The 12,357-nt window shown below is 42.5% G+C and carries 10 protein-coding genes and 1 tRNA gene; 1 reads left to right on the plus strand and 10 read right to left on the minus strand.

The features are described from left to right. Window positions 1-5: 5 nt before the first annotated feature. The 6 genes from MMU05_RS14740 to trhA form a co-directional block, all read right to left on the minus strand. Window positions 6-3,248 carry a S41 family peptidase gene (locus MMU05_RS14740; RefSeq protein WP_241142445.1) on the minus strand — a complete coding sequence of 1,081 codons (3,243 nt, stop codon included), beginning with the start codon at window positions 3,246-3,248 and terminating at the stop codon, window positions 6-8. A gap of 78 nt (window positions 3,249-3,326) precedes the next feature. Further along, complete coding sequence (locus MMU05_RS14745) at window positions 3,327-6,488, minus strand: AsmA family protein (RefSeq protein WP_241142446.1); 3,162 nt, start codon at window positions 6,486-6,488, stop codon at window positions 3,327-3,329. 16 nt (window positions 6,489-6,504) lie between these two features. Next, window positions 6,505-7,077 carry a peptidylprolyl isomerase gene (locus MMU05_RS14750; protein WP_418884473.1) on the minus strand — a complete coding sequence of 191 codons (573 nt, stop codon included), beginning with the start codon at window positions 7,075-7,077 and terminating at the stop codon, window positions 6,505-6,507. Window positions 7,078-7,617: 540 nt separating this feature from the next. Then, on the minus strand, window positions 7,618-8,751 hold the full coding sequence (locus MMU05_RS14755) for a 1-acyl-sn-glycerol-3-phosphate acyltransferase (RefSeq protein WP_241142447.1): 1,134 nt from the start codon (window positions 8,749-8,751) through the stop codon (window positions 7,618-7,620). A gap of 123 nt (window positions 8,752-8,874) precedes the next feature. After that, a tRNA-Gln gene (locus tag MMU05_RS14760) sits at window positions 8,875-8,947 on the minus strand. Between the two features lie 130 nt (window positions 8,948-9,077). Then, window positions 9,078-9,722, minus strand: coding sequence for a PAQR family membrane homeostasis protein TrhA (trhA, locus tag MMU05_RS14765; RefSeq protein WP_241142448.1), 645 nt, complete (start codon window positions 9,720-9,722; stop codon window positions 9,078-9,080). Between the two features lie 191 nt (window positions 9,723-9,913). Between trhA and MMU05_RS14770 the strand changes: the two genes are divergently transcribed. Further along, the gene (locus MMU05_RS14770) at window positions 9,914-10,162 is read left to right on the plus strand and encodes a hypothetical protein (protein WP_113924783.1); all 249 of its coding nucleotides are present in this window, start codon (window positions 9,914-9,916) and stop codon (window positions 10,160-10,162) included. Between the two features lie 67 nt (window positions 10,163-10,229). Here the strand turns inward: MMU05_RS14770 and rplI are convergent, their stop codons facing one another. The 4 genes from rplI to MMU05_RS14790 form a co-directional block, all read right to left on the minus strand. After that, on the minus strand, window positions 10,230-10,673 hold the full coding sequence (gene rplI, locus MMU05_RS14775) for a 50S ribosomal protein L9 (RefSeq protein WP_241142449.1): 444 nt from the start codon (window positions 10,671-10,673) through the stop codon (window positions 10,230-10,232). Between the two features lie 36 nt (window positions 10,674-10,709). Then, entirely contained in the window at window positions 10,710-10,961 is a 252-nt protein-coding gene (gene rpsR / locus MMU05_RS14780) for a 30S ribosomal protein S18 (RefSeq protein WP_113924785.1), read from the minus strand. Continuing rightward, entirely contained in the window at window positions 10,958-11,329 is a 372-nt protein-coding gene (rpsF, locus tag MMU05_RS14785) for a 30S ribosomal protein S6 (protein WP_241142450.1), read from the minus strand. Before rpsF ends, rpsR begins: the two co-directional genes overlap by 4 nt. A 91-nt stretch (window positions 11,330-11,420) precedes the next feature. Then, window positions 11,421-12,335: a hypothetical protein gene (locus tag MMU05_RS14790; protein ID WP_241142451.1), complete on the minus strand. Its 915-nt coding sequence runs from the start codon at window positions 12,333-12,335 to the stop codon at window positions 11,421-11,423. Window positions 12,336-12,357: the final 22 nt, after the last annotated feature.

Here is a 12,357-nt window from a genome sequence, read left to right on the forward strand (position 1 = left end):
AAGGGTTAATTTTTCTTTTGTGGTCTTGCGTACCTGATAGGTGCTTTGGGTTCAGGTTTTAATTCTACACCTTCTGTTTCCAAGAGTTTCAAAGCTTCTTTTACAGCACTTTCAAGTTGGGGATCTTTTCCTTGGATGACTTCTTTGGGTGATTGTTCGACAGCGATGTCAGGAGAAATCCCCACACCTTCTACTGCCCATTCTCCATTGACATCATAGAAACCGCCCCGCGGTGCCACCATCCGGCCACCATCTATAAAGGGAGGAGTGTCCCATGTGCCGACCAATCCGCCCCATGTTTTGGTTCCGATGAGTGGTCCGATTTTCATTTTGTGGAAAAGATAGGGGAGAAGGTCTCCGCCTGAACCTGCCCTTTCATTGATCAGCATTACTTTTGGACCCCAAATCCCTGCCATAGGAGTGGTAAATGGTCTTCTGTCCCCTGCACGGCTGTTGAAATACCCGTGAAGTTCGCGGGCCATGATGTCCACCATGTAGTCGGCCGCTGAACCTCCGCCATTGTTTCTTTCGTCAATTACGGCTCCTTTTTTATCCTGTTGGGAAAAATAATAGCGGTTGAAATAGGTGTAGCCGGGGTTTCCTGTATTGGGTACGTACACATAGGCCAATTTGCCGCCTGATAATTCATCCACTTTTCTCCTGTTACTTTCCACCCAATTCATCATCCTCAATTGGTTTTCATTTTCAATAGGGACGACGGTGATCAATCTTGATCCTTCTGTACCAGGATTACTGTTTACTCTGATTTTGACCTGTCTGTTGGCTGTTCCTTCGAAATGCATAAATAGGTTTTCATCCGCGGTTATCTCGGTGCCATTTACTTCAAGGATATAATCCCCTTCTTTGACCTCGATCCCCGGAATAGCCAAAGGCGCTTTCAGGTTGGGATTCCAACTTTCGGCATTGTAGATTTTGGATATCCGGTATTTTCCTTGGAAGACTTCATAGTCTGCACCAAGCAATCCGATATTCACAGATTTGATATCAGGAAAATCACCGCCTGAGGTATAGCTATGTCCCACTGCGACTTCCCCTCCCAAAATATCCACTATATAATTCAGGTCACTCCTGTGCTTGACATGGGATACCCATGGTTTATACCAATTATAAATGTCATTCCAAGGCGCTCCGTGAACATTGTCTACGTATAGGAAATCCCGTTGGTATCTCCATCCTTCCCTGAAAATCTGCTCCCACTCTTCCTTGGGATTGATTTTCACCTGGAAACTTCCAATAGCCTTTAGATTACCGTCTCCGACCTTCTTTGGTCCTCCATTGGTTTCTACGATTCCCCAGTTTCCATTTGCCTGATAAAGCAATGATTTTCTGTCATGGGAAGTTGTCGAGAAATTGATTCCTGAAAGGTATAATTCAGTCTTCCTTTCTTTGAAATTGTAGCGGTGCAAAAGAACTCCCGTTTGGTTTGGAACGGATTCTGTGTAGAACAAATAGTTTTCCGGTCCTTTGACCAAACCGGTATAGTCCCTTGCCGGAATGTCCACCCCAATGATTCTGTTCCATAATCCTTCCTCATCAATGATGACAGGCTTGGTTTCAGCTTTCTTTTCAGGTTCTTTTTTCTCTGTCTCTTTAGGTTTTTCCTCGTCGCTTTCAGGTAGGAGTGGAGACTTCCCGGATTTGTTTAAAACCGCCAGATACAGACTTCTGGTGATTGGCCTCTCGTAAGAACTCATGTCCAACCAACCTGAATTCAATCCAAAATTGGTACTGGCAAGAAAATACAGGTATTCTCCATTGGCATCCCAAACTGGGCTGATCGCATCCGCCAAACTATCTGTAACCTGGATTTTTTTACCTGATTCTACTTGGTAGGCGAATATGGCTTTGAATTGATTGTCCAGAAGTCGCGCATAAGCTACCCATTTGGAATCTGGAGACCATACAGGATTCAAGCTTCTGTTGGGATGTGCAAATCGCTCTGTGTCGGCTATTTTGGCTGTTCCTGTGGTTACGTTGACAATCCAGAGATTGTAATCGGTATCGGTGAAGGCAATATTTTTGCCATCAGGAGCCCATTCCGGCTTGAAGTAAAATGATTTGTTGGGAAGGGAAATGGCTTTTGGCTTGCCAAGTCCTTCCTGATCTCCGATCATCAATTGGTATTCTCCTGATGCATCCGAAAACCACGCGATCTGCTGTCCATCTGCCGACCAAACCGGTGAGCGGTCAGCAATTCCTGATGTATTGGTCAGGTTGCGGGCATCCCCTTTCTCCTTTGGAACGGTAATGATTTCTCCTCTGAATTCAAATATAGCCCTCTGTCCGGTGGGTGAAAGGGAAGCATTGGTCAGGCTTCTGCCATTGACTTCCTGCCATCTTTCTCTTGCCCAATGAAAATCCCCGTTGACATTGATCGCCAATTGCTTGGAAGCCCCAGTCGCCGGATTGAGGATATGGAGATAGCCTCCCTGTTCATAGACCACTTCTGATCCGTTGGAATCATGGTTTTTGATATCAAAATCTGTATGAAAGGTTTCCTGTTTTAAAGTTTCTGACTTAGGGTCAAAAGACCAGATGTTATTTGCAAAATCTCTTTCTGACAAGAAAAACACCTTGTCCGCGTGCCAGATGGGTTGGGTATGCCGCTCGTTATCCGTCTGCGGAGTCAATTTAAGTGCATGGCTTTTCATGTCCACGATCCAGATCGGCTTGGCCTGACCGCCTCGGTAATTTCTCCATTCAGGATCCCAAAATGCGATTTGTTGGTAGGCAATTGATTTGCCATCGGAAGAAATCCTGCCATTGACAGCCCTTGGGATATCCAATGCTTCTTCCATGCCGCCGTCTTTGGATACTTTAAAGAATTTGGATTCTTGTGTCGGAACACCCACCCTTGCCGAATTGAAAAGGACTTCTTTGCCATCAGGTGTCCAGCCTGTCACCAAATCCGCACCTGGATGCCAGGTCAGCCTCTTTGGTTCACCACCTTCAATAGGAATGACATACACATCTGTGTTGCCGTCATATTGACCTGTAAAGGCAATGCTTTTGCCATCAGGAGAGAATCTTGGTAAGGTTTCTGCCCCTTCATTGCTAGTCAGTCTGATGGCATCGCCACCGGATTTATTGACTTTCCAAAGGTCATTGGCATGGACAAAAACAATATGTTCCTGGCTGATAGTGGGCTCGCGGAGCAGTCTTGTTCCTTGGGCATTTACAAATTGGGTGGCAAATATTAAGACAAAAAGAAAAGGTATATTTTTCATGACATATTTGGGTAAGAATGATAGCTAAATCTAAATAAATGAATGGGTTTTCGGAAACCGTTCAAAAAAGGAATTGACCTACTTGTTTGACCCTGTATTTCCGGTTCCTTCGACTTGTGTTCCCGATTCATCTTCTGTTTCCTCCAATTCATCGCCTTCGGTGATTTTGCCTACTTCAATGATCGGATTTTCGGAATTGCCGGTGATTTTGATCGGAATTCCAAAAATGCCTAATGGTGGCAAACCCAACCTGAAAGCCATGCTCATATCCCCATCCAAACTGACCTGCCCTTCGAACCTCGGTCTGAATCCCGCGATCCGCATCCTTGTCCTTTCGATAGTGATAAGGTTGTTTGCAATGCTGCTTTTGATCTGCACACCTGCCAACTCAGGATCAGCCAATTCCTTGTTTTCGGTGTCTTTGGCGATGTTGTTCATCAACTTGAAGCCTTTCAGTTTTACCTTGTCCAAAGCAAATACTCCTTCGCCTTTGATGGATGGCAGAACAGGATCCATATTGGCATCCAATCTACCTGAAAGCCTGTAGTCGAGGGAAGCTACCCCTTGGGCATATTCAGCTGCTGTGACCATTTCTCTAAACAAGGGAATCTCGTCGTAAGCCCGCTTGATATCGAAGCCTTTTGCCTTGATGCTGTAGTCAAAAACTGCCCTAAAAGGATCTGTAGGAAGGTATTTTCCTGACATCAGAACTTCAGCACCGACCAAGTTAAATCCTGTATTTTCCATTTCTAAGGCACCTTCCTTCAGCTTTAATTTGCCTTTGAATTTTTCCAATCTGATTTCATCAAAAAGAATGGTATCGACTGAAGCCACCAAGCTGAAATCCACGTTGGGGGGCACCATGACCACTCCCTGAACATTCCCAAGGGTATCCACCGACACCGATTCTTCCTCGGTATAAAACATGAAGTCATTGAGATTCAGCTTTGGGCTGCTGAGGGTCAGGTTGCCCTGGACGGGAGCATTTTCATCCAAAAAGTAGGCAATTAAATTATAAAGGTACCCATCTGCAATGAGGTTGTTGCCGGCATATTGGGCGTGGAGTTTCTCCAAGTAGACTTTGTCTTTGTCCACACGGATTTTACCCGAATGGATGTCAAAGGGAAGTGGGAAAAGCTCTGATCTGAGCCTGATTTTTTCCATTTCTACTATTCCCTTGTTGTCAAGCTGTTGAAGCCTGCCTTTGATGGCATCGCTTTGAAGTCCTTTGAGATTGATATCGGTGAGGAGATAACCATCCACATCATATCCTTCAATGCCAAATGTCTGGTAGAGTCTGCCAAGATCAATCCTTCCCTGAGATTGGACTTCATAGCGGATGTCGTCGAGGTTTTCGATGTTGGCTTTCAGCGAAAATGGATGGCCTGCAAAGGTGAATGCAATCGGCAGAAGGTCAAACTTCAGGTCAGTATAAGAACCCCTTTCACTCAGGATATTCAAGACAAATGAAATGTTTTCCACTGCAAGATCTGAATGGACTGTTTTGATAAATCCCTCACGCACAGAAATTTGGGAATTAATTACCGGAAAAAGCTTCCTTCCCTCATCGTAGTTTCCCTGGGCATTGATGTTCAGGGCTAGCTTTCCCTTGAGGGTCATCCCGGAATCTAGGGGATAGAATTTTTCAATTTCCGAAAGATTGAAATCTGCCGTCATGGCAGCATCCACTTCCATGCCCCTGAGGTCTTTAACTTTGAAATGGCCCTTTGCCTTGTTTTCAAGTACGCCAAAATTGAAATTCTGAAGGTCTATTCCTATATTCTGAAAGATGCTGTCCGGAGAATTGACGGTAAGGTTCCAAGAGATATCTTGAATGGCTTCCGGAAGGGCTGTCCACCTAAAGTAGCCATCTTGGATAGCCGAACTGAACTTGAATTTGGGTATGCTGATGATCTCTGTTTCATTGTCCCGGTATCTATTTGGCACCGGCCGGGTGATATAACTTCCATTTGCCTGCAAGGTCATTTCCATGGTTCCTCGGAGGTCATAAGGGATGATTCCCAATGCTTTGTCCAACAGGTCCAAGTCAATATTGATGGCCAAATCGCTATTTACCAAAGCCGGGTCAAGTCCATCAATGTTCAGGTGACCTTGGATAAAACCCTCACCTAGGGACATTGAAACACTGTCCAGCGCAATAATGGTTTTGTCAACGTTCAGTTCCGGGACTGTGAGGTCTAGATCGAGGTAAAGTTTTTCGATAGGGGTCGATGATCCTGAGTGGCTGATGTAGCCATTGTAGACAAAGAGATTCATCAAGAGGTTGGGCATCTGATTCTCTTCGGGGAGATAAAGTCCCTGCAAGGAACCCCTGAGTTCGCCTTTTCCTTTGACTTGAGTATTGTCCAGCCAAGTTCCCAATTCCTCCGGAATCAAAGTTAGCATGTCTTTGAAATCCGTATCCACCGATTCCAAGATGAAATTCATGTCATAGCCACCGCTTAGGAATTCAAGTTTTCCGATGAAATCTACCGGCAATTCATTGATCATCAAATGATTTCTTTCGAAAGTCAAGGCTGTGGATTCGGTATTGATTTTGGTCTGAAGACTTGCACTGACCCTCTTTTTGGAAAGGTAAGTGGTGCCTTCATAGGTGAGCTCAAAGGTCTGTATGTTGAGGTCACTGCTGAGGTCGACGATGGCATCCTGAAGGTTTCCTTTTCCTGAATAGTCAAAGTTTTCTGCCAAACATGAAAAATCCAGATCCGTGTCTCTGTAAAAAAATCGGCTGTTGGTAAATTTGATATTGTTGAGATCCAAAGCAAGGTCGGAAGGAGTATCTTCTTTGGGAAGTGTATCAGTCTCTGACGGAAAAATATCAAAATTGGCATGCCCTTGGGTATCTCTCAGGATGTTGATTTTGGCTTGATTGAGGTAAATTCCTTTGATTTCAATTTTTTCACTGAAAACGGACAGCACATTAATCCCCAAAGATAAATCTGTAGCATACACCAAGGTATCCGGGACAAAACCTGCTGCACCACGGATAAAAACCTCATCGAGGGATACTGTCAGCGTGGGAAAATGTCTGAAAAAAGTGAGGTTGATTTCATTATAGCTAAGTTCGGTTGTCACTTGGCTTTGGAGGTAGTCCTTTACTTTGGCGTTGACTTTGTCTTTGAAGAAAACAGGGAAGACCGCCATGATGACGAGAATCAGACCCAAAGCAAACCCTGCATATTTCAATGTTTTGAGGGCGGCACTTTTATTCCATTTCATAGTAGAGATGCGCAGCTTAAAAGTCGGTCAATTTTTCCTGTTCTGCTTTCGACAGGTAGAGAATAGAAATTTTAAGGGTTATCGGAATCACCGGTTCGTCCTTGCTGTCTCTTTTTTGATAAACAATCTGATCGATGATGTCCATTCCTTTGATCACCTGTCCAAAAACCGTGTAGTCATTGTCCAATCTGTGTAATCCATCTTTGTTTTGAACAATATAAAACTGGCACCTTGCTGAAAGTTTTCCCGGATTGTCGTCCCTTCCTGCACCCACAGCGCCGTAGATGTGGGTGATTCCCTTGACAAATTCCGGTTCCAAAAGGTACTCAGGATCTTTGAATCCGGCTTCGGTATCCGGGCAACCACCTTGTGCGACAAAATTTGGAATCACCCTATTGAAGGTCAGGGAGTCCCAATATCCTGCTTTGGCAAGTTCTATAAAGCTATTCTTGTGTTTTGGGGTTTCGTCAAAAAGCTTGATGTATATATTTCCTTTTGGGGTTTCAATCAGACCGATTGGATTTTTGTTTTGCCCGAAAGCCGCGTATGACATGAAACAGGCCAAGGCAAGCATTGCAATTTTCTTCATTCTTTTTATTCCGGTTAAATTTTTAAATAAAAAGTGGGTTTGGGTTCTTAAATGTAGCAACAAATAAAATAAAGGTCAGCAAAATTTAAAAAGAAGATGACGAAATGAAGCGTTAAATCTCAATGGGGAATGCATTGTTGGTACTTCAAATATGAGTCAGGGGTAAATATGGGTCGGAGTATCTATAGCTCAGAGTCGGATTATCCATACCTCAGAGTCGGAGTATCTATAGCTCAGAGTCGGAGTATCTATAGGGAGGGGATAGGGAAGGTATAGGGGAACTATAAGGAGGCCGTAACGGATGGTAGGGTCAAATCCATAGGAAATGTAGAAGTGAAGGTTAAAAAAACTGACAATGGCTGTCATTCTAAAAAATACCCTGATTACGGAATTTTTTTAATCTCAGTACTTTAGTTTTAGGAGATCGTCAGGATAAAAAAACGACCCTGAAAGAAAAATCCTTCAGGGCCTTTGAGGTGTACTTTGATTTTTTTTTCTTCGATTTGAGCAAACAGTATTTGCTTTCTGTCGATTAAAGGTTCATCCTCTAATTTCCATTTGATTCACTACAGGATTGGCGTACATGGCAAGGAAACTCTTGACCGCAACAGGGTCATCCTGGTCCACGCCTTTTCTATACCGCCTTTCGAATAATTCCTTTTCTTCGGAAGTATACTTATCTGCAAATTGATCTGTCCCGTGAAGAAGGTCATAGGCGATGTATTTGGTAGGCCAAAGTTTGTAACCTAGGATGATCTGACGGTCGATCAGGTCCGTCAACTCCTGGATTTGCCGGACGATTCCCGGGACTGTTTTGGAGATGTGGTCTATTTTGTCTGTCAGCACATCGCCGATATGGATATGGATACCCCTTTTTTGTCCGATGATGCCGTTCAACAAAGTGTTGAAGTCTTCGTTGTCTCCTTTTACGTAGGCTTCAGACCTGGCTTTGGCCAATAATTCCGGCATTTTGAGGATGTCTGTCGGATCGTATTCATAAGAAATGCTTACCGGAACGACATTGATTCTTTTGAAATAATCCAGGATATTTTCTCCGGGATCTGCCGCCATCCCGATCATTTTGAGTACTCCCTTGTGGGTCATGTCGTTGCCGTCTTTGGTACGGCCTTCGCGCTGTGCTATCCACACAGACCGGTTTTCTCTAAGAAGAGACTGTCTGATAAAGGCAGAAATCGTTTTGGAACTTTCCAATAATTCCCTTGAAGGGAGACCTCTTTTGATAATAAAACTCCTTGTCAACCTTGCGAGGGTCTTAAGGAAGGGTTTCTTGACGAGGTTATCGCCTATCGCAGAGGTTGTCATGCGAAGCCCGTGTTCGTAGAGGGAGGCATTGAGTAGGGAAGTGTCGAGGATGATGTCCCTGTGGTTTGATATAAATAGGTAGGAGGTATTTTTTTCCAGTTTCTCGAATCCGGAAGTGGTCAGTCCGCTTGAACTTTTCTCAAGGACTTTTTGAATGGCAGGATAGATAAAGTTGATCTGAAAATCCCTGATAGAATGGCAATGGAGCATCAGGTTTTTCCAGTATTCGTCTTTTTCTTCCGGAAAAGTGAAATTCATAATGGCCTTGAGCATCGGGTGGCTGAGAATTTCCCGGATTGCGTCATTTACTTCGGTGTCGTAATAGGGTCTGATATCGTCGAATGCTGACATCTCAAATGGATTGATGATTTGCAAATAAAGTGAATTTTAGGGAAAGCGGGAAGTAAGGATATTTGGCAAGTGAAATCAGTTTGGCTGAAAATAAAAAAAGCAGCCTTTTGAGCTGCTTTTTTGTTGGCCGACCAGGTTTCGAACCTGGACTCTTCTGAACCAAAATCAGACGTGTTGCCAGTTACACCATCGGCCAATTTTCTGCTAAAATCTCCTCTTTTTCAAAAGGTGTCACAAATGTAGGGGTACTTTCCTTTTTATGCAAGCCGGGGCAAGAAGATTTTTCGAGCTTCCAATTTAAATGCTTTAATGTCAGTCCAAAAAGATTACAGGTTGTCCACCAAAATCATGTTCATGATCGCTATAAAATGTAAAATTGTTCCTGCGAGTACAAAAAGATGCCAGATGGTATGGGCAAACCGCATCCGGGGCCTGGTATAGAAAATAGTACCCAGGGTATAGCTGATTCCTCCGGCCGCTATCAGGAAAAGGGTGGGGGTGCCCAAAGTAGTTAGCAGCGGTTTGATCAGGAAAACAGCCATCCAGCCCATGCCCAGATAAAGAATCAGGGAAGCTTTTTGGAATTTATGGGTAAAGAAAATTTTGAAGACAATTCCAAATAGCGTCAGACCCCAGATAATCCCAAAGAATACCCATCCCAAAGTTCCTTTTACTGCCAGTAACAAAAAGGGTGTATAGCTACCTGCGATCAGGAAGTAGATCCCGATGTGGTCAAAGGTTCTCAGCCACGATTTGATGGGTCCTTGGGGAGATGCATGATAAAGGGTGGAAAATGTATACAATAGCAAAATGGAAGCCCCAAAAAGGCTGCAGCTGACAATATGGATGCCTGTTCCGTTGAGTACAGAAAAAGTCACCAATAAAGCAATCGCAATGATGCTGAATAATATTCCGAAACCGTGGGTGATGCTGTTGGCAAATTCCTCTTCTATTGATTGCTTTCTCTCCATACTTTGACAAGTTGTCCTAAATATAGTCACTACAATTAAAAATATGGGCTTAGCCTCTATTACGAAATCGATTGTTATTTAAAATTATATTACTAAATGGCTGATTATTTTGTATTTATAGAAAATTATATATTGTTTTGCAACGAATTTTGAAAAAAGCAATTACATTATTTAACAAAACAATTATAATCATGTCAGTAAAAATTTCTGAAAAAACCATCGTCTCCACTTTGGAAAAGCTTGAAAAATTGAACTTAGGTGAAAACCTTCATGCTGAGTTGTCTTGGTGCTGGAACAGCTTCCAATATGACAACAATCCTGTAGGTGTCATTGCCAAAAGCAAAGAAGCATTGGAATTGTTGAAAGCGAAAAGAGAAGAAAACAGCAAGGCAGTTGCCAAGAAATTGGTAGAGGATCTAGAAAAAATTGCTTTGAATTAACCAATACCCAACAAAAAAGGCTTTCGTTTAGAAAGCCTTTTTTGTTTAAGATATTTTTTGATGTTGCTTACTCAGCTACCACCACGAAATTTACCTTGCATTTGACTTCTCTGTGAAGGTCAACTTCAGCTTGAAATTCTCCTGCACCCTGAACAGGTACATTGATGGAAATTTTCTTTCTGTCGATATCCACTCCTTTGGTAGCCAAAGCATCAGAAATCTGCAAAGTGGTAACTTTTCCGAATATTTTACCTGATTCACCGATTTTTGCTTTGATTTCCAAAGTCATTTCAGAAAGTTTAGCGGCCAATTCTTCAGCGGCGGTTTTGATTTTCTCTGCTTTGTGGGCAGCTTGCTTTACGTTTTCGGCAAGGATTTTTTTGTTGGAACCTGTAGCCAAAACCGCAAATCCCTGAGGAATGAGGTAATTTCTACCATAACCTGGCTTTACTTCGACCATGTCATTTTTGTATCCAAGTCCTTTTATGTCTGTTTTAAGAATAACTTCCATTGTAATACTATTTTAAGATAAATGAACAAAGATGTACTATTTCAAACCGTCAGTTACAAATGGCATCAATGCCAAGTGTCTTGCCTTTTTGATGGCGTTGGACACTTTTCTTTGAAACTTGGCTGAATTCCCTGTCAATCTTCTTGGAAGGATTTTCCCCTGCTCGTTGACAAACTTCAAAAGGAAGTTAGGGTCTTTGTAATCGATATACTTGATACCGCTTTTTTTGAAACGACAGTATTTTTTTCTGTTATCGTTTCTGTTGATTGGTTCGTTTTTGAGTGTCATGCTACGGGCTCCTCCTTTGCTTCAGTTTTTTTGTTAAATTCACCTTTTCTTCTCTTGTCTCCATAAGCGATTGCGTGCTTGTCAAGAACGGTGGTAAGGAATCGAAGAATTTTTTCGTCTCTTCTGATTTCAATTTCCAATTTCTTGATCACAGACGGATCTCCTTTGTACTCAATTAAAATGTAGAAACCGGTGCTTTTTTTCTGAATAGGGTAGGCCATTTTTTTAAGACCCCAATTCTCAACATTGATGATTTCTGCTCCCTCAGTTTTTAGCAAGCTAACAAACTTGTCTACGGTATCCTTCATCTGAACATCAGACAAAACGGGAGTTAGTATGAATACCGTTTCATAATTTTTTTGGAACATGATTTTTTTATTTAAGCTTATTTTTGATAAACAGACCGCAAAAGTAGATGTTTGTCCTGTTTATTCCAAATATAAGCTACAAAATACCGGATTATTTCACTTCAAATGTCTTGCTTCCAATCTGATATCCGTCAGAATAAATTCTAACCTCATATACTCCGGGGTTGTACTTGGTCCCTTTTTCATAGAAGTAGGTCAAGGTCTGCTTGGAATTGTCGAAGATGATGTCCTGATGAACGGTGTAGAACTCCTCTCTGCCATCGATAGAGAATGTTCCTGAACCTTTGGCTACATCAAATATAGGCTGGTTGTTTGGTGCCATAATCTGCACGTAGATGTCGCGGGTACCTTTTTCAGCTACTTTATTGTCAGCAAGGTTGAAAGTCACCCGCAGTTTTTCCAATTGTCTGTTTTTGAATCCGTCTTCTCTTTCTTTACCACGGGAATTGACTGCAGCGATGCTGATGTTTTCTGCACGTAATCTTGCAGCGATATCCACTTTTTCCTGCAGTTCTTTTTGCTTGACATTCAATTGGGCTACTTCCTCTTGAATTTGGGATTGGGTGGTTTTCAAGTCTTTGTTTTCAGTAAACAGCTGCTCGTTGACTTCCCTCAGCCTGATGATTTCTTGGTCTTTTTCTTCGATGGTTTTGGAAAAAGAGGCAATCCTTTGGTTTAAGGCTGCGATTTCATCTGAAGACCTCTTTCTATCAAGGCTCCTTTCGCGTGTAAGTTGTTCTTTGATTTCTTCAAGTGCGGCAATGTCGCCACCAAGTTTGGTGATTTCCTGGATTCTGAGATCAAGCTGGTAATTCATAGAATCAATTCTCCTGTTGAGCTCGTTGTTTTCTTCGGATAGCATCAGGATCTCTTCGGATTTTCTCGTTTTATCAAGATGGTCGGTGTAGAGTTTGATTCCGCTGGCAACGATAAGGATCAATAAGACAATGATGAGGATGTTTTTTCCATTGTCATTTTTCGTGTTTTTTTGTGGAGTAGTTTCCATAGATTAATACATTGTAGAAATT

It is taken from the genome of Cognataquiflexum rubidum (assembly GCF_022538115.1).
GTDB classification, from domain to species: Bacteria; Bacteroidota; Bacteroidia; order Cytophagales; family Cyclobacteriaceae; genus Cognataquiflexum; species Cognataquiflexum rubidum.